Origin of the sequence: Marinitenerispora sediminis, assembly GCF_003336425.1 — a bacterium.
Lineage (GTDB): Bacteria > Actinomycetota > Actinomycetes > Streptosporangiales > Streptosporangiaceae > Marinitenerispora > Marinitenerispora sediminis.
The window spans coordinates 16,466-33,692 of the sequence record NZ_QEIO01000054.1 but is presented as its reverse complement, the minus strand read 5'-3'; the positions used below and the strand labels follow the sequence as shown (position 1 = coordinate 33,692).

17 protein-coding genes and 2 pseudogenes are annotated in these 17,227 nt (G+C 72.8%); 7 read left to right on the top strand and 12 right to left on the bottom strand.

Annotated features, from left to right (window positions below):
* A partial coding sequence (locus DEF28_RS29125; protein WP_394340374.1) for a hypothetical protein occupies nucleotides 1-72 on the bottom strand: 72 nt, incomplete at its 3' end.
* A gap of 23 nt (nucleotides 73-95) precedes the next feature.
* On the opposite strand from DEF28_RS29125, the pseudogene DEF28_RS12805 reads away from it, so the two are divergent.
* Nucleotides 96-1,460, top strand: a pseudogene (locus DEF28_RS12805) (MFS transporter); the annotation flags it as partial.
* A 151-nt stretch (nucleotides 1,461-1,611) separates the two neighbouring features.
* Here the strand turns inward: DEF28_RS12805 and DEF28_RS12800 are convergent.
* Both DEF28_RS12800 and DEF28_RS12795 read right to left on the bottom strand, forming a co-directional pair.
* A complete protein-coding gene (locus DEF28_RS12800; RefSeq protein ID WP_114397288.1) occupies nucleotides 1,612-2,166 on the bottom strand; it encodes a class IV adenylate cyclase in 555 nt (184 codons plus the stop codon).
* A gap of 161 nt (nucleotides 2,167-2,327) precedes the next feature.
* Nucleotides 2,328-3,737 carry a S28 family serine protease gene (locus DEF28_RS12795; RefSeq protein ID WP_233515273.1) on the bottom strand — a complete coding sequence of 470 codons (1,410 nt, stop codon included), beginning with the start codon at nucleotides 3,735-3,737 and terminating at the stop codon, nucleotides 2,328-2,330.
* A 517-nt stretch (nucleotides 3,738-4,254) separates the two neighbouring features.
* Between DEF28_RS12795 and DEF28_RS29195 the strand changes: the two are divergent.
* Nucleotides 4,255-4,660: pseudogene (locus tag DEF28_RS29195) on the top strand (hypothetical protein); the annotation flags it as partial.
* Between the two features lie 28 nt (nucleotides 4,661-4,688).
* On the opposite strand, the gene DEF28_RS12790 reads toward DEF28_RS29195, so the two are convergent.
* Nucleotides 4,689-5,348: a hypothetical protein gene (locus DEF28_RS12790; protein WP_114397286.1), complete on the bottom strand. Its 660-nt coding sequence runs from the start codon at nucleotides 5,346-5,348 to the stop codon at nucleotides 4,689-4,691.
* A 247-nt stretch (nucleotides 5,349-5,595) separates the two neighbouring features.
* On the opposite strand from DEF28_RS12790, the gene DEF28_RS12785 reads away from it, so the two are divergent.
* A complete protein-coding gene (locus DEF28_RS12785) occupies nucleotides 5,596-6,726 on the top strand; it encodes a pyridoxal-phosphate dependent enzyme (RefSeq protein WP_114397285.1) in 1,131 nt (376 codons plus the stop codon).
* Between the two features lie 91 nt (nucleotides 6,727-6,817).
* Here DEF28_RS12785 and DEF28_RS12780 read toward each other — a convergent pair whose 3' ends face one another.
* Nucleotides 6,818-7,672, bottom strand: coding sequence for an SDR family oxidoreductase (locus DEF28_RS12780; RefSeq protein ID WP_199493252.1), 855 nt, complete (start codon nucleotides 7,670-7,672; stop codon nucleotides 6,818-6,820).
* A 97-nt stretch (nucleotides 7,673-7,769) separates the two neighbouring features.
* Here DEF28_RS12780 and DEF28_RS12775 point away from each other — a divergent pair, with 97 nt between their 5' ends.
* On the top strand, nucleotides 7,770-8,198 hold the full coding sequence (locus DEF28_RS12775; protein WP_114397284.1) for a winged helix-turn-helix transcriptional regulator: 429 nt from the start codon (nucleotides 7,770-7,772) through the stop codon (nucleotides 8,196-8,198).
* 246 nt (nucleotides 8,199-8,444) lie between these two features.
* Here the strand turns inward: DEF28_RS12775 and DEF28_RS12770 are convergent, their stop codons facing one another.
* From DEF28_RS12770 to DEF28_RS12745, 6 genes are all read right to left on the bottom strand, one after another.
* Nucleotides 8,445-8,999: a pentapeptide repeat-containing protein gene (locus DEF28_RS12770; protein ID WP_114397283.1), complete on the bottom strand. Its 555-nt coding sequence runs from the start codon at nucleotides 8,997-8,999 to the stop codon at nucleotides 8,445-8,447.
* Entirely contained in the window at nucleotides 8,947-9,195 is a 249-nt protein-coding gene (gene amcA / locus DEF28_RS28970) for a multiple cyclophane-containing RiPP AmcA (RefSeq protein WP_114397282.1), read from the bottom strand. The genes DEF28_RS12770 and amcA overlap by 53 nt, the downstream gene beginning before the upstream one ends.
* 1 nt (nucleotide 9,196) lies before the next feature.
* On the bottom strand, nucleotides 9,197-9,838 hold the full coding sequence (locus DEF28_RS12760; protein WP_233515272.1) for a hypothetical protein: 642 nt from the start codon (nucleotides 9,836-9,838) through the stop codon (nucleotides 9,197-9,199).
* A 30-nt stretch (nucleotides 9,839-9,868) separates the two neighbouring features.
* Nucleotides 9,869-10,759, bottom strand: a complete 891-nt coding sequence (locus tag DEF28_RS12755) for a putative RNA methyltransferase (protein WP_114397281.1) — start codon at nucleotides 10,757-10,759, stop codon at nucleotides 9,869-9,871.
* Between the two features lie 73 nt (nucleotides 10,760-10,832).
* Nucleotides 10,833-11,021 carry a DUF397 domain-containing protein gene (locus DEF28_RS12750; RefSeq protein ID WP_114397280.1) on the bottom strand — a complete coding sequence of 63 codons (189 nt, stop codon included), beginning with the start codon at nucleotides 11,019-11,021 and terminating at the stop codon, nucleotides 10,833-10,835.
* A gap of 9 nt (nucleotides 11,022-11,030) precedes the next feature.
* The gene (locus tag DEF28_RS12745) at nucleotides 11,031-11,888 is read right to left on the bottom strand and encodes a helix-turn-helix domain-containing protein (RefSeq protein ID WP_114397279.1); all 858 of its coding nucleotides are present in this window, start codon (nucleotides 11,886-11,888) and stop codon (nucleotides 11,031-11,033) included.
* Nucleotides 11,889-12,090: 202 nt separating this feature from the next.
* On the opposite strand from DEF28_RS12745, the gene DEF28_RS12740 reads away from it, so the two are divergent.
* On the top strand, nucleotides 12,091-12,543 hold the full coding sequence (locus tag DEF28_RS12740; protein WP_114397278.1) for an ATP-binding protein: 453 nt from the start codon (nucleotides 12,091-12,093) through the stop codon (nucleotides 12,541-12,543).
* Nucleotides 12,544-12,675: 132 nt separating this feature from the next.
* Here DEF28_RS12740 and DEF28_RS12735 read toward each other — a convergent pair whose 3' ends face one another.
* Nucleotides 12,676-14,757, bottom strand: a complete 2,082-nt coding sequence (locus tag DEF28_RS12735; protein ID WP_114397277.1) for an amylo-alpha-1,6-glucosidase — start codon at nucleotides 14,755-14,757, stop codon at nucleotides 12,676-12,678.
* Between the two features lie 159 nt (nucleotides 14,758-14,916).
* Between DEF28_RS12735 and DEF28_RS12730 the strand changes: the two genes are divergently transcribed.
* Both DEF28_RS12730 and DEF28_RS12725 read left to right on the top strand, forming a co-directional pair.
* Nucleotides 14,917-15,981 carry a LacI family DNA-binding transcriptional regulator gene (locus DEF28_RS12730; protein ID WP_114397276.1) on the top strand — a complete coding sequence of 355 codons (1,065 nt, stop codon included), beginning with the start codon at nucleotides 14,917-14,919 and terminating at the stop codon, nucleotides 15,979-15,981.
* The gene (locus tag DEF28_RS12725; RefSeq protein WP_114397275.1) at nucleotides 15,978-17,216 is read left to right on the top strand and encodes an extracellular solute-binding protein; all 1,239 of its coding nucleotides are present in this window, start codon (nucleotides 15,978-15,980) and stop codon (nucleotides 17,214-17,216) included. Before DEF28_RS12730 ends, DEF28_RS12725 begins: the two co-directional genes overlap by 4 nt.
* Nucleotides 17,217-17,227: the final 11 nt, after the last annotated feature.

Here is a 17,227-nt window from a genome sequence, read left to right as displayed (position 1 = left end):
GAGTACCTGCCGCAGCCCCACCACGTTGTCGCTGACGATGCCGTCGACCCCGGCATCGAGCAGCCGGCGCATCAGCGCCGGCTCGTTGATGGTCCACACCGGCGTCCGAACCCGCGGTCCGCCGCCGCGAGCAGCGCGCCTGGTACGTCTACGACTGGGCGAACTCCGTCTTCTCCACCTCCGTCATCACGGTCTTCCTCGGCCCCTATCTCACCTCGGTCGCCGAGCGGGCGGCCCGGGAGAGCGGCACCGGGGAGCTGGACGTGCTGGGCTGGGCGATGCGCCCCGAGGCGCTCTACCCCTACGCCACGTCCCTGTCGGTGCTGCTGCAGCTGGTGCTGCTGCCCGCGATCGGCGCCATCGCCGACCACACCGGGCGCAAGCGCGCCCTGATGGGCGCCTTCGCCTACGTCGGCGCGTTCGCCACTATGGGCCTGTACTTCGTGCAGGGCACCGGCTACCTGCTCGGCGCGGCGCTGTTCGTGCTCGCCAACCTCGCCTTCGGCGCCTCCGTCGTCGTCTACAACGCCTTCCTGCCCGAGATCTCGACACCCCGGGAGCGCGACGGGGTCTCCGCGCGCGGCTGGGCGGCCGGCTACCTGGGCGGCGCGCTGCTGCTCGCCGTGCACCTGGCGCTGTACCTGTCGCACGAGTCCTTCGGGCTCGCCGAGGACCACGCGGTGCGGATCTCCATGGCGTCGGCGGGGGTGTGGTGGGCGCTGTTCGCCCTGGTCCCGCTGGCCCGGCTGCGCGACCGCCGCCGTCCGCCCGCGGCCGGCCCGGGCCGCCCGGGGGTGCCCGGTACCCGCGTGGCGCTGGCCAGCTTCGGGCAGCTCTGGAGCACGCTGCGCGGCCTGCGCCGCTATCCGCGCACCCTGCTGTTCCTGCTGGCCTACGTGGCGTTCAACGACGGCGTGCAGACGGTGATCGCCTTCGCGGCGACCTTCGCCGACCAGGCACTCGGCCTGGGGCAGGAGGTGCAGATCGGCGCGATCCTCATGGTGCAGTTCGTCGCCTTCGGCGGGGCGCTGCTGCTGGGGGCACTCGCCCGGCGGTTCGGCACGAAGCGCACCATTCTGGCCAGCCTCGTGGTGTGGGCGCTCGTGGTGGGGGCGGCCCCACTGCTGCAGACGGGTGCGGCGGGGCAGTTCTTCGCGCTGGCGTTCTGCATCGCGATCGTGCTGGGCGGCACGCAGGCGCTCTCGCGCTCGCTGTTCTCCCAGCTCATACCGCGCGGCAGGGAGGCGGAGTACTTCGGCCTCTACGAGATCAGCGACAAGGGGTCGGCGTTCCTGGGCGCGCTCACCATCGGCATCGCCCTGGACGCCACCGGCGGCGACTACCGGCTGGCGATCCTGTCGCTCATCGCCTTCTTCGTCGTCGGCTTCGCCGTCCTGTGCGCCGTGAACATCCCGGCGGCGATCCGCGACGCGGGCAACGACGTGCCCGAGCGGGTGTGACCGCAGGGGGTCCGGCGACCGGTGTGCTGGCCGCCGGACCCCCTGCCCGGGCCCGTGCGGCGTCCGCCGGGCGGGCGCCGAGGCCGCGCCGGTGCGGCGCGCGTCCGGGGCCCGGCCGACCCGCCGACCCGGCGCGGACCGGCGGAACGGCTCACGAGTCCTGGGCGGGGAAGCGCAGGTCGGGGATGGCCGCGAGGTCGATTCCGTGGCGCGCGTAGACCTTCACGGTGTTCTCGCCGGTGAGGTGCTGCTCGCCGTAGCCCAGCAGCTCCGCGACGCGCAGGACGTCCGCTCGGCTCACGGCTTCGATCTCCACGTAGGGCGGGATCAGGGGCCAGGCGTCTATCTCGACCCGGGCTCCTGCGAGGACGAAGCTGCGCCGTACGTTCTCCTGGTACCCCTTCGGGGAGTAGCCGAGCTTGCCGAGGAGGACGTTGGCGGTCTCCAGGTCGGAGACCGCGATCTCCGTTTCCCGGGTACCGCCGATCTCGTCGGAGTCGATCTCCTTGACGGTGAGGGTCACCTCGCTCCCGGTGTCGCGCAGCCGGATCCACCGCGAGGTGTCCCCGGGCTCGATGTCGTAGACGTAGCGGCGCTGCAGCGACGTGCCGAGTTCGGTGCCGCCCGCTCGCAGGATCCGGGCGGCGACGGCGTCGGGGTCGACGTCGAGGATCTTCGCCTCGTATTCGACGGTGGTGGCAGTCACGTGCTGCGGCGCCTTTCGGTGGTCGGGTTCGGATGAGCGGAGGCCGGCACGGCCGGCCGCGGGCCGCCGGAGCCTCTCCGGCTCCGGCGGGCGCGGCGGCGGCCCGGGGCGCCTACGCCTCGGCCCCGGGCCGCCGTCCGGTTGCCCGTTGTGTCACCGGGTCACAGCGGCCGGCGCTCCGTCTCCTCGGGGACGTCGTCGAGGGCCGGGATGTACTCGCTGCCGCGCAGCGTCCGCACCTCGTCGGCGACACCCGCCCAGCGGCGGACGGCGTCGGTGGCCGCGGCGCGGTCGGCCTCGGTCAGCTGGGCGATGTTGGCGCCGTGGTTGGCTCGCGGCGCGACAAAGGACAGGGTGTCGCGCCGCTGGGCACCGCGGCCGGTGTCGAACGGCTCGGCGCCCCACGGGTCGTACTCGCCGTTGACGAACAGCAGCTCGGTGCCGCGGGTGCGGACCCAGCGGTCGATGTCCGGCATCGCCCGGCGGTCGAACGGGAACAGCTCGATGTCGTCGGGGATGTAGCTGGACGCCTGGTAGAGGTCGGGGTAGCGCAGCAGGCCGTCGAGGTGGTCGGTGGGCACGCTGGGGGTGCCGAGCTGGGTGGACGCCTGGTAGTAGTACGGGATGTAGGGCTCGGTGCCCTGGTCGGTGTAGAAGTCGAACCCCGACACCTCGTCGAGGAACGCGGCGATGTCGGCGGTGTCGGCGTCGGTGGCCGGCACGTCGGCGCAGCGGTCCACCGGCTGGTACTGCCAGAAGGCCCACGCCGTGTCGAGGACGAGCATCTCGAAGGCCGCGTCGGCACTGCCGATGGTGGTGTCGAAGGTCCAGCCCTCCTCCCGCGCGCGCTGCTCGTAGTAGGCGACGAGTTCGGCGCGCCGCTCCAGCGACTCGCGCTGCAGGTCGGCGAGGGTGGCCTGGCAGCTCGGATCGTCGCCGACGGTCTCGAAGAACTCCAGGTAGGCGGAGTCCTCGTCGTCGACGACGTCGTGCGGCGCCACGTAGGCGATGGTGCCGTCGAGGTCGCCGGGGTAGAAGCGGCGGTGGTAGACCGAGGTCATCCCGCCCTTGGAACCGCCGGTGGACAGCCACGCGCCCCGGTAGATGTCGTCGAGGGCCCGGATGATGCGGTGGTGGTCGGCGGCGGCCTGCCGGATGGTGAGCAGGTCCCAGTCCGCGGGCTCCGGCCGGGACGGGGTGAAGAAGCGCTGCTCGGTGGAGACCTGGTTGCCGTCGACCAGCCGGGTCGGCTCGGAGCGCGCCGGGGTGGTGCGGACGTTGTAGCCGCTGGTCTGCAGCACGGTGGGCCGGTCGAAGCCGCGGTGCAGCAGGGTCAGGCGCTGCTCGAAGGCGCCGCGCCACGGGCGCGTGTGGTCGGCGGGCTGCCGGTAGCTGAGCACGAAGTAGCGGAAACCGGGCTCGGTCGCCCGCTCCTCCACGACGGTCAGGCCGGGGATCGCTTCGAGCCGCTCGCGGATGTCCGGGGACTCGGTCTGGGCCGCTGCGGGGAGCCCGGACAGTGTGAGGGCGGCCGCGGTCAGCAGTGACAGCGCGGCCGCCCTCCACGACACCCGGGGGCGATATCGACGAACCACCTGAGTACCTCCAGTACTCCGAATCGGGGGAACGGATACCGGCATCACGCCCGTACCGCAGGCCGATCATCGGGGGCGGGCCGTCCGGCGTCAAGACCGCCGTTCCGGCCGCCCGGCCGCGGTCGCGGACCGGGTCGCGGAGCCCCGGCCGCGCCCAGCCCGGCGGCCGGGTGGCGGCGCGGGGCCGAACCGCTCGCCGGGCTTCGCCGGGCGCGCCGATTCGTCCGCACGGGCGGCTTCGCCGGCACCGTCCGCCCAGAGAGCGCGCCGCCCCCGGAGTTGGGCCGCCCCCGCCCGGAGCACACCGACACGCCGAACAGCGGCGACCGCAGCCGGACACCGCCACCGCCCGGTGCCCCGCGCAGGGCGCCCGGGACGCGGCCGGAGGGGACCGCTTGAGCCGGGTGGAGCCCGGCTGGACCGTTGATGGGAGTCCGCTGAACCGGCGGCGGGCATAGCGAAGGGTGCCCAGGACCGGTGTGGGAAGACGGACGTGGACGTCCTTCTCCCCGCGCTGCTACGCCCGTCTCGACGACCGCGTCCTGCCGTCAACCCGCCACGGACACAACCGCGGCCCCCAGCGGCTGCTCACCGACGCCGAACGGGTCTGCGTGGCCGTGGCCCGTGTACTCCCGAGCCCCGGCTCCGCGCGCCGGTGGCCGCGCACGGCCCCGGCCCGGACCTGCCCGGAACCGGCGGCGCGGGTGTCCCCGTCCCGGCCGCGCCACAGGACCGAGGCGGTGATCCGGACCTTGAGCCATCAGCTCGGGCCGAAAGCGCCACCAGGCGCGCATCACCGGGGGCGGGTGTGCCAGCGCGTCCGCGCGCTCAACCCGGCGATCTGGCACAACCAGCCGATCGGCGCCGCCGTCAAACGATCGCTCATCGCCTACGACCACCGACCAGCACGCCACCCCCCACAACGATCTAGGCCCGGGGCTCCCCGTGCCACCGCCACGTGGTGCGGCGGGGGTGCCCGGGGAGTTCGGTGCGGCCGGTGGCCCACAGCAGGGCGGGCCAGGGGGCCGCGCCGCGCGGTGCTTCCGGGAAGAGCCGGTGGAGCACCCGGGCGCAGAGGTCAGCGGGCGGGCTCCAGGCGGGGCCGAGTCCGTCGGTCGCGTCGTGGGTGTGCACGAGGGTCTCGACGACGCCCATCGCGGCGAAGCCCTCCGGGTCCGACACCCCGAAGACGTGGTGGGCGCGGAGCTGCGGCGGCCGCGTCCGCACCATGGCGGCCAGCAGTGCGCCGCTCGCCTCCAGCACGCACAGCAGTCCGGCGGGGCCCGCCGCCCGGTCCGCGTAGACGACGTTCGCGGGGCCGCCGGGCCGCCGGCTCTGCCAGGCGAACGGCACCTCGCGGTCCAGGGGCGGGGTCCGGGGGCCGAGCTGCGCCGCGTAGGCGAAGAGGTCGTCGCCGAGGTGCTCGACGGTCTCCCACCGGTCCCACTCCAGCGGACCCGCCCGGCCGTCCCACGCCGCCGGCGGTACCGTGCGAAGGCGCTCCACGGCGAGCCGCACGGCGAGGTCGACGTCGTCCGCGGTCACAGCTGGGAAGGATGGCGGTGGGACGTCGGATGTCGGGGACATGGGCGGACTGTACCGCTCGCACGCCTGGACTCCGCGCCGGGGGGCCGGACAGAATGTCGCGGGGCGGACCGGCACGGCCCGCCCCCGGGACCGGGCGCGCGGGCATAGCAGCCGAGGGCACGGGCCGCGTCGGCCCGCGCTCGCGCCCGCGCGGCCCGCTCGGTGCGGCGCCGGCGCTCGGGCGGGCCGGCCGCCACCGGAACCGCGCGGTGTTCGCGCCTCCGGCGCGTGGAGGGGAGTACCAGGCATGGCGAGCGACGCGCTGATCGGCCGGGACGGCCGGCGGTACCCCGTCGATGAACCGCGGTGGCGCGGCGACGACGGATCGCCGCTGATGGTCGCCGCCCAGCCCGGCCTGACCCGCGCGGACGTCGATCCCTCGGTGCGCTCGCAGTGGCGGTACGCGGCGGCGCTGCCGCTGCGGCCGGCGCCGGTGTCGCTCGGCGAGGGGTGCACGCCGCTGCTCGACGTGCGGATCTCCGGGGTGGCGCTCGCGGTGAAGCCGGAGTGGTTCAACCCCACGGGCAGCTTCAAGGACCGGGGCACCTCGGTGATGGTGTCCGTCCTCGCCCACCAGGGGATCGGCGCGGTCGTGGAGGACAGCAGCGGCAACGGCGGGGCGTCGGTGGCCGCCTACGCCGCGGCCGCCGGGATCCGCGCGACGATCCTCGCGCCGGAGTCGACGTCGGAGGCGAAGACCCTGCAGAGCCGGATGCACGGCGCCGAGGTCGAACTGGTGCCCGGTACGCGGCAGGCGACGGCGGAGGAGGCCGTCCGCCGGTCGGCCCGGACGTTCTACGCGAGCCACAACTGGCACCCCTTCTTCCTGGAGGGCACGAAGCTCATCGCCTACGAGATCTGGGAGGACCTGGGCTTCCGCGCTCCCGACGCGGTACTGGTACCGGCGGGCGCGGGCAGCCTCGTGCTCGGCTGCGCGATCGGTTTCGGCGAGCTGCTGCGCTCGGGCGCGATCGGGCGGATGCCGCGCCTGCTGGCCGTCCAGCCGGAGAACTGCGCGCCCCTGGCGCGGGCGTTCGCGGCGGGCGCCGCGTCGGTGTCGCCCGCGCGCTGGAGTCCCACTCTCGCCGAGGGGACCGCCATCACGCACCCGGTGCGCGACGTGGAGGTGCTCGCCGCCGTCCGCTCCTCCGGCGGCGAGATCCTCGCCGTACCCGAGGCGGCCATCCCGCCCGCGGTACGCGAACTCGCCGCCCGGGGGCTCTACGCGGAGCCCACCAGCGCCCTCGTGGCGGCGGCACTCCCCGACCTGGCCGCCCGCGGCGTGGTCGCCGACGGAGACACGGTGGTCACCGTCCTCACGGGCTCCGGCCTCAAGGCGGCCGGGACCATGTCCGCCATCCTGCGCGCCAGCCCGTGATGCCGGCCGCCGTCCCGCGCCCGGTCCCGTGACCGCCCGGCAGAGTGCGGCGTGCGCGTCCTCGCCCGGGCGGGCACGGGGGTGGCGGGGCTCAGCTGGCGAGTGCGGCGGCGATGCTCGCCGAGATGGGCGTGGTGGGCCGGCCGATCAGCTTGGCCAGGTCGCCGTTGCGCCGGGCCAGCAGGCCGCGCTCGATGGCGGCGTCGACGCCGACCAGGATCTCGGCGAACGGCCCGGGCACTCCGGCGTCGAGGAAGATGCGGGTGTGGGTCTCGGCGTCGACCGCGTTGTACACGACTTCCTTGCCGGACTGGCGGGAGACCTCGGCGGCGTACTCGGCGAGACTCCACGCCTCGTCGCCGCTGAGCTCGTAGGCGCGGTTCTCGTGCCCCTCGCCGGTCAGGACCGCCACCGCGGCGGCGGCGTAGTCGGCGCGGGGTGCCGAGGCGATCCGGCCCGCTCCGGCGCTGGCGACCACCGCGCCGCGCTCCAGCACCTCGGCGAGCCGCTCGGTGTAGACCTCGCTGTACCAGCCGTTGCGCAGCAGCACGTAGGGCAGTCCGGACTCCTGGATCAGCCGCTCGGTGGCCCGGTGGTCGTCGGCCAGCGCGAAATCGGCCTCGGGTCCGCCGAGAACGCTGGTGTAGGCCAGCAGGGCGACACCGGCGGCCTTGGCTGCGTCGACGACCGCGCTGTGCTGCGGGATGCGCCGGCCGGGTTCGTTGCCCGAGATGAGCAGCACCCGGTCGCCGGCCTGGAACGCACCGGCCAGCGTCGCGGGGTCGTCGTAGTCGGCGACGCGCACGGTCACACCGCGCGCCGCCAGGTCCGCGGCCTTGCCCGCGTCGCGGACGGCCACGGCGACCTGTTCGGCCGGGACGCGCTCCAGCAGGCCGTCGACGACGAGGCGCCCCAGGGCGCCGGTGGCAGCGGTGACAACGATCATCAGAAGGCTCCTTGAGGGTTGAGGGCGCCAGTCTGGCACTTTCGAAGAGAAAGTACAAGCGAAAAGAAAGTGCTTTCGCGTGGTCTAGCATCGAACCATGAGCGCCACGCCCGCCCCGGATCCCTGTCCGTCGGCGCCGATCCCCTGCCCGTCGGCGCCGCGCTTCCAAGTGCTCGCCCGCGACTGCGTCTCACGCCCCACGCTGGAGCACATCACCGGACGGTGGGGCGGGCTCACCCTGCTGGGCCTGCGCGAGGGGCCGCTGCGCTTCAGCGAGCTGCGCCGCCGCGTCGACGGCATCGCGGAGAAGGCCCTCGCCCAGACTCTCCGCACGCTGGAGCGCGACGGCTTCGTGCACCGCGACCCCGGCGAGGGCTACCCCTCGCGCGTGGAGTACAGCCTCACCGGGCTCGGGGCCTCCACCGCCACCCTGCTGCACGCGCTCGCCGAGCACGTGGAGAGCCGGATGCCCGACGTCCTGGCGGCCCAGGCCGCCTACGACCGGACGCACCCACCCCGGTCCTGAGCCCCGGCCGCGCCCGCAGGTCCTCCCGGCCCGGCGGCGACGCGCCGGGTCAGCTCGCGACGATCGCGAACGACTCCGGGGGCAGCCGCGTGCACTGGTCCAGTTCTTCGCGGCTGGCTCTGTGACGTGCGGCTAGTGCGGTCACGCGACGAGTACCGGCAGCGACGTGCCTCACGCGGAAAGGGCCTCACCTGGATGACCGAGCAAGGCCCTCATCCAGCACTCCTACCGCGAAGCCAGCGCTGGCTACAACGGCAACTCGGCGACTGTGAGGTCGAAGTCGCGGATCATCACCTCGCTGAGCTGGCGAAGTTGAGCCTCTGTCACCGTGACGCCGCGAAGCGACGACAGGCCGGACACGGCGTCAAGGTCACTGCCTCGCAGATCGGCGCCGGACATCGTGGTCCTCTGGAACTCGGCCCCCAAGGCACAGTCATCGAAGACCGTTCCCCGCAGATCGCCGCCCTCGAAGATGGTTTCCTTGAAGGAGCATCCGACGAACGCCACGCCTCCGGCTGCTGTGACGTGCTCCCATATGGCGTAGTCGAAGGTGCAGTTTTCGAAGAGGACATCTTTGAGGGTCACGCGCACCATGGACACACCCATCAGCCGGGAGTTGGTGAACCGGCACCGAGTGAGCGTGACGTTCTCCAGGCGTTGAGAGGCCAGGTCGACTCCGGTGAAACCCACGTTGCCGACCTTTTCGTCCTGGAGCGGGCTCGGGTACGGCCACGAGGTCACCGGCGGCTCATCGTCGCTGGGCAGCAGTACGCGCGCGCCGCGGCTTTCGGCTGTCTCCATGGACCCTCTCTGTCCTTCTACTTGCTCTTGTTCCATTGTCCCATGTGGAGCGGTTATCGAAGCTCTTCCCCTTATTGTCCCAGGTGTCACGGTTGTCGAACTTGCTCGTCACGTCGTGAGGCGCCAGCGCAACTCGGTCAACGAACGTAGCCACCTCGGCGGACGCTTCCAAGGCGCTCAGCGTCGTCTTGCTCATGTCACACTCCCATCTTCTCGCCCAAAGCACGGACGAGTTCGATCTTTGAATTGCGGCAGTACCTCGTCTCGGTGGCGCCGAAGTCACCATGTTCGAAGTACTTGTTCGACGCCTGCCCGCCCTGGCAGAACATATAGAACTCGCACTCTTCACGGCAGCGCGCCACTCCGTGGAAGAACTCCCTGACGTAGGCGGTCTCAGACGCACGCAGCACGATGGAGGACAGGGACTCGGCCAGGATGTTGCCCACGACGAAGTCGTCATACCTCGCGTCCGGGAGGCCGAGCAGTTCCGGGGAGAGGACGACAACGTCCCCGCTGGTGCCCACGGTCGGGATCGGGTCGTGGAGGAAGTTCTCCCATTGCTCCTTCTGCCCGGCCTGCACATCGGCTAGATACCCCAGGAGCCGGTCAGCCTCGCGGACACGCGATGTGCTGCCCATGTCCAGTCGTTCGAACATCATCCGCCAGAACCGGCGGACCAATCCGGGCTCGATGGCCTCGCGGGTTTCGTTGGCCCCCTCCAGTTCCTCGAAGTTGAACCCGACGCTCTTGGCGCCCCCAACTCCTCGAAGAAGTCCAGCAGTGCGTCCGGTTCCGTGACGGTCTGCGCGGTGACCACGCAAATCGCGCGATGCGCTCACGTGCGGCTGCCTACCCAGGTGGCGGCCGCGTCACGCCCGGGGGCGGGGGCGGTGCACCGTCACCCGGAAGGCGGCGGTGACCTGCGCCGGCTCGGCCAGCGCGGCCACCCGGCGGTCCAGTTCCCCGGCGGTGACGTGCCGCGCCGAGGGCCCCATGCCGACCACCGTGCGGACGTCGGCGTGCGAGAGCCGCAGCGGGGCGTCCAGCCGCTCGTCGCCGACCAGGTCGAAGTCCGGTCCGAGCGACCGCTCCAGACGCTCCTCCTTGCGCGGGTCGACCTCGACCAGTCCGAGCGCCGCCCGCAGTTCGCCGAGGTGGCCCTCGGTGGGCGTGACGACGACCAGCAGGCCGTCCGGGCGCAGCACCCGCCGGAACTCCGGCCCGTTGCGCGGCGCGAACACGTTGACCAGCACGCCCGCGGATCCGGCGCGCAGCGGGAGCCCACGCCAGGCGTCGCACCCGGCCGCTCCGGCACGGTCGTGGCATTTGGCCGCGCGGCGCAGCGCGTACCGGGACACGTCGAGCGCAAGGCCGAGCGCGCCGGGAACCGCGTCCAGGACCCGGGCGAGGTAGTACCCCGTTCCGGCCCCGACGTCCGCCACCAGCCCGGGCTCCGGCACGTCGGCCACGAGCGCGGCCAGCCGGTCAGCGAGCGGCGCGAAGTGCCCCGCTTCGAGGAACTCCTGCCGCGCCCGCACCATGTCGGCGCTGTCCCCACCACTGGCGGGCGCCCGGCCGGTGAGCAGTGAGACGTAGCCCTCCCGGGCGACGTCGAAGGCGTGCCCGGCGGGGCAGGCCAGCGACTCTCCGCGTCCGGTCAGCGCCCCCTGGCAGAGGGGGCAGCACAGCGCGGCGAGCACCCCCGGCGGCATCCGCAGACGGGTGGGGAGGGCGGGAGGAGTGGAGTTGCTGCTTGTCATGGCAGGGGCCAGCGTAGCGGGAGAAGGCGCAGTCCCTCGCAGGCCGAGTGGCGGTCGGCGACGGGCTGGCCGGCTACTGTCCGATTTGGCGGTCCTTCACGGCCCGGAGCCAAGCGGCCCACTCAGCCTGGGGGAACGTCAGATGGCCCTGTTCGGCGTTCTTGCTGTCCCGCATGAGAAAGAGGTTGGCGGTCTCAGCCACTTCCACACAGTCATTGCGGGCGCCACTGTAACTCGATCTCCGAAACACCAGGTCGGACATAGGCGATCCTCACTCCATGGATGTCATCGCGTCCTCGATGAACGCGACCGATTCGGCGGCGCTCATCGCGGAACCTAGCAGATGCCCGAAGACATTCTTGAACACCTTCAGTTCCTCCGGCGCCTCCAGAAGGAGGCTCGCGGTGTAGGTCTCAGCGTAGGCAATGCTGGGATCCAGGGGCTCGGGGAAATCCAGGATGACGAACGATCCGAGAAGTCCGATGTGCGCCCCGGCCGAGTTGGGGATGACCTGGATCGTGATGTTGTGGCGCGCGGCCATATGGATCAGGTGCTGGAGTTGTTTCCGCATGACTTCCGGCCCCCCGATGGTGCGGCGGACAGCGGCTTCGTCCAAAACGGCCCAGAACGTTGGCGGGTCGTAGCGGTTGAGTATCTCCTGTCTCCTGAGGCGCGCGGCGACAGCTCGTTCGACGACGTTCGGGTCATGCACCTGGCCGCCTTTGAACACGGCCTCGGTGTAATCAGGAAGTTGCAGCAAGCCCGGGATGACCTGGCACTGGTAGCTGCGAATCGTGGTGGCTTCGCTCTCGAAGTCCGGCAGGCTGTCCGTGAACACGTCCCGGTATCTGCTCCACCAGCCTCGCTCCTTCGCTTCCCGCGCGAGCCGGTGCAGCGCCTCGCGAACGCGTTCATCCTCGATGCCGTAGACGTCCAGGAGCGTCGTCAAGTCCTGCGTGGTGACGTTGCGACGTTCGCCGAGTTCGATCTTGGTGACCTTGCTCTGGGTCCAGCCTGCTCGTTCTGCAACCTCCGAGGTCGTGTAGCCGCATTGTTCCCGCATCCGGCGCAGCTCTGCCGACAGGCGTCGGCGGCGGACGGTCGGGCTGTAAGAGGGGTGGCGATCCATGTGAACCCTCCATCACAGATTTGGACTATTCGAAGATCCTCTTGAGAATTTGGATTATCCCTGTAATCATGTCACTACGTTCCGTTGATCCTAGAGGCTGGAGAGCCTGTCGGGATCACGAACGAATAAAACGGCCCGGCCGGGTGATGGCGCACCCGGCCGGGCCTCAGCCCGCAACCTGAACTAGGCAGGTGACGGACCTATGTCCAACCGTATCGTTCCGCATGTCCTGGCCCAGCGCCCACCGCTCCCGCGCCGCCACTCCAAGCGCTTCGCGGGTCTCGCAGACAACGTCAAACCCGCGCGCGCCTGGCTCGCCGCCCTGCTCGCTGACAGCGCCGTCCCGCGCCAGACCGCCGCCGACGCCATCCTCCTGCTCAGCGAACTGGCCACGAACGCCATCCGGCACACCCCCAGCGGCCACGCCGACGGCACCTTCCGCGTCCACCTCCACCACGGACCCGGACGCCTGCGTGTCGAGGTCCACGACGACGGCACCGGCCACGATCCCTACCGCCTGCGCGTCGTCGCCGGCCCCGACACCGAGAACGGACGCGGACTCCTCCTCGTCCAAGCGCTCGCCGATGCCTGGGGCCGGCTCCCGTCGGGCATGGGCCCCGGCAGCTACTTCGAACTCGCCTGGGGGCCGCGCTGAGCACGCTCGTCCGGGAGCCGGTCCCCACCGGCTGACCGCTGAACCCAGCGGCCGCCCGGCCCGGCGCGCGCGATCGGCCGGGCCGGGCGGCCGCAGCAACCGGTGCTCGCCGGGGAAGCGCACCCGGCTCGGCTACTCCCCCGTGCGCTGGAGCACCGCCCCCTCCACCCGCACCGGGGCCGAGGTCTCCACCGTCGCCGCGCCGTCGGCGTCCACCGTCACGCGCAGCGGGTGCCCGCCCACGCGCAGCCCGTCCACGGTCATGGGGAACCAGTCGGCGAACGCCGGGTCGGGGTCCACCCGGAGCACACCGGCCGGCAGGTCCGCCGAGAGGCGGAGCGCGGCGGACACCAGGGCCACGCCGGCCGCGGCCGACCACGCCTGCGGGCGGCAGGAGGCGGGGTAGGCGAGCACGGGTTCTCCGGCACGGGCGTCGGTGCCGGCGAAGAGCTCCGGAAGGCGGTGGTCGAAGGCCGCGGCCGCGTCCACGAGGCCGCGGGCCAGGGAGGCGGCCGCCGGGCCGGCGCCGGTGCGCGAGAGGCCGAGGACGGCGATCGCGGTGTCGTGCGGCCACACGCTGCCGGCGTGGTAGCCCAGCGGATTGAAGCCGGCGGCGGTGCTGCTCATGGTGCGCAGCCCGTACCCGCAGTCCAGGTCGTGCCCGGCGAGCCGGGCGGCGACCAGCGCGGATTCCCGCTCGTCCAGCAGGCCGGTGCCCAGCAGGTGGCCGAGGTTGGAGGTGGGCGTGGCGACCGGGCGCTTGGCGCCGTCGAGCGCGATCGCCGGGAACGCGGCGTCGCCCTCGCCGACCCAGAACGCGCCGCGGAACCGGTCGCGCATCCGCTCGGCCCACTCCAGCAGCTCGGCGGCGCCGGGCTCGCCGAACGCGGTCAGCAGTTCAGCGCCGGCGACGGCCGCCTCGTGGGCGTAGGCCTGCGCCTCGCACAGCGCGATGGGGGCGGTGGCGATCCGGCCGTCCGGCCACTGGATGGAGTCGCCGGAGTCCTTCCAGCCCTGGTTGGCCAGCCCGGTGCCCTCGGTGTCGATGTAGTCGAGGAAGCCGTCGCCGTCGTCGTCGGCCGGGCCGGTGACCCAGTCCAGGGCCGCGCGCAGCGCGGGCAGCAGCTCGCGGACCTCGTTCTCGGGCAGGCCCCACCGCCAGGCGTCGCGGAGCAGGACGACCCAGAGCGGGGTGGCGTCGATCGTGCCGTAGTAGAGCGGCGGCAGCATGTGGCCGGCGGCGACCGCCTGGCGGCCGCGCACCTCGTGCAGGATGCGGCCGGGCTGCTCGGCGGTGCCGCGGTCGTGCCGGGTGCCCTGCCGGCGGGCCAGGATGCGCAGGGTGCCGCCGGCGAGGTCGGTGCTGGCGGGCAGCAGCATCCGGGCGGCCCACAGCGAGTCGCGGCCGAACAGCGTGAAGAACCACGGGCTGCCGGCCGCCAGGAAGGTGTCCTCCGGGTGCTCGGGGTCGGTGAGCCGCAGCGCCTCGAGGTCGCCGGCACCGCGCCGCACGACGCGGTCGAGGTCGCGGGAGCGGGAGGCGACGGACACCGGCCACTCGGGCGACTCCGGGGCGGCGCCGGCGAACAGCGGCGAGCCGGCGGCCCGCGCACGCAGCACGACCCGCCAGTCGGTGTGTGCGGGCACCTCCAGGTCCCAGAGCAGTTCGACGCCCTCCGGGCCGTGCTCGACGCGGTCCGGCGCGGGCTCGACGTCGGCCTCGACCCGGGCGGCTCCGCTCCCCCAGGTGAGGCGGCCGCCGTCCGCACTGACCGGTACGGGGGTCCCGGCCTCGCCGTGCTTGACCTCGGAGGTTCCGGCGAGGTCGGCGGCGAGCCGCAGCCGCAGCCGGGTGCGGACGGCTGCGCGCGCGTCGTTGGCCAGGCGGACGGCCTCGGTGAGGCCGTCGGGGTGCACGGTCCGGTGGCGCTCCACCCGGACGGTGGGGTCGGCGCCGGTGTCGCCGAGCAGCCGGGCGACAGCGGTGAAGGCGGCGTGGTCGGCGGCGAGCAGGGCGTGGCCCACGGGTTCGGGCTCGACCCCGTCGAGGTCGACCGCGAGCAGGGAGAGCAGCCGGGTGTCGTCGCGCAGCCAGCCCTGCGTGCCGCCGGGGCGGATCTGGCCGTCCTCACCGGCGAGGACCACGCTGGGAGCGCGGACGCAGCTCAGGAGCCGGTGGAGGTACGGCTGGATCACACGGGGCTCGTCGGCCACGTCTCCTCCTGGGGGTCTTGACACGGGCGCGGGTGACGTCGTTCACTTCTCGACACACAGTGTTCATTTGAACGATAAAAATTGCAAGCAGACGTTACATCCGTCTGGTTGAACGATCAAAAAATCACGATCGGTTACACCCCCGTATCGAGGTCCACATTGTCGCAACCCCCCGAGCAACCGCGGGCCGCCACGCTGGAGAGCGTGGCGGAGGCCGCCGCCGTGTCCCGGCAGACGGTGTCCAATGTGCTGAACGCGCCGCACCGCGTCCGCGCGGCGACCCGCGAGAAGGTCGAGGCCGCCATCCGCGAACTCGGCTACCAGCCCAACCGCCTCGCGCGGTCGCTGCGCACCCGCGCCTCCCGCATGCTCGGCTACTGCGTCCAGCCGCACGGCGACGGCAACGTCCTGCTCGACCGCTTCCTGCACGCCATCACCGAGGCCGCCGCCGAGCGGGGCTACCACGTGCTGCTGTTCAGCGCCCGGCCCGGAGCCGAGGGGCTGCCGGCCTACGCCGACCTGCTCGCGCAGCGCACCGTGGACGGCTTCGTGCTGTCCGACACCTTCATGGACGACCCCCGGCAGGAGTGGCTGGCCGAACGCGACGTCCCGTTCGCCGCCTTCGGCCGGTCCTGGTCCGAGCCCGAGCACGGCAGCTGGATCGACGTGGACGGTGCGGCCGGCACCCGCGACGCCGTCGACCACCTGTACGAGCAGGGCCACCGCCGGATCGGGTTCGTCGGCTGGGGGCCCGGGTCGGGAGTTGGCGACGACCGGCGGGCCGGCTGGGAGCGGGCGTGCGCCGCGCACGGCCTCGGCCCGCAGCCCTCGACCGCTGCCGACAACGACCTGCGCGAGGGCGCGGCCGCCGCCCGCCGGCTGCTCGACCTGCCCGATCCCCCGACCGCCCTGGTCTGCGTCAGCGACATGATCGCGATCGGCTGCCTCGGCGTGCTCGCCGAGCGCGGGCTGCGGCCCGGCCGCGACGTCGCGGTCGTCGGCTTCGACGACCTCCCCGCCGCGGCGCTGCCCGGTATCGACCTCACCACCCTCAGCCAGCCCCTCGACGAGATCGGCCGGGGGGTCGTGGACCTCGTCCTCGACCAGCTCGGCGACTCCGCCCCCGCGCCCGACCGGCCGCGGCACCGCGTGCTGCGGCCGTCCCTGGTCGTGCGCTCCAGCTCCATCCCGTTCCCCCGCGCCCAGGAAGCGAGAACCCCATGAGAAGTCACCCGGTCGGCCGCGTCGGCGCCGCCGCCGCGGCCGGGACCTGCCTGGCCCTGCTGCTCACCGCGTGCGGCAGCGGCTACGGCGACACCCCCGAGGGCGACGGCGCCCTCACCGTCCTGTTCGGCTCCTCCGGCGAGGCCGAGACCGCCGCGGTCAAGGCGGCGCTGGCCGCGTGGTCGGAGGAGTCCGGCGTGCCCGCCGAGGCGATTCCGGCCCAGGACCTCGTGCAGCAGCTGCGGCAGGGCTTCGCCGGGGGCGACCCCGCGGACGTCTTCTACGTGTCCCCCGACCTCTTCCAGCAGTACGCGGAGGGCGGCTCGCTGTACCCCTACGGCGACCAGATCGAGGACGTGGACGACTTCTACCCCGCGCTGCGCGACTCCTACACCTACGAGGACGAGCTCTACTGCGTGCCCAAGGACTACAACACGCACGCGCTGGTGATCAACACCGACCTGTGGGAGGAGGCCGGCCTCGGTGACGACGACATCCCCACCTCGTGGGAGGAGCTGGCCGAGACCGCCGAGCAGCTCACCGAGGGCGACCGCGTGGGCTTCGCGCTGAACGGCGACTACAACAGCGCGGGCACGTTCATGCTGCAGGCCGGCGGCTGGTTCGTCAACGACGACAACACCGAGGCCACCGGGGACACCCCCGAGAACCTGGCGGCGCTGGACTACCTCACGACCGGGCTGGACGAGGGCTACTTCTCCTTCGTGAAGGACATCGACGCGCAGTCCGGCTCCGAGGCGCTCGGCCGCGGCCGGGCGGCGATGGTCATGGACGGCGGCTGGGTGACCGGCGCGTTCGACAACGACTACCCGGAGCTGAACTGGCGGGCCGTCGAGCTGCCCGAGGGTCCCGGCGGCCAGGCCACCACCGTGTTCAGCAACTGCTGGGGCATCGCCGAGGCCAGCGGCGACCACGAGGCCGCCGTGGACCTGGTCCGCTACCTGACCAGCCCGGAGCAGCAGCAGGCCTTCGCCGAGGACTTCGGCGCCGTCCCGCCCCGCGAGAGCCTCGCCGACTGGACCGCCGAGACCTTCCCGGAGAAGGCGGCGTTCGCGGCCGGTGTCGACTACGCGCGCGGCCAGGTGCCGGTGCCCGGGTTCATGTCCGTGCTCAACGAGTTCACCACCGGCATGCAGGGCGTCGCGGCCGGCAGCGCCGAGCCCGCGGACGTGCTGGCGCAGCTGCAGCGCGACGGTGAAGAGGCCCTGGGCGAATAAGGGCCGCTTCC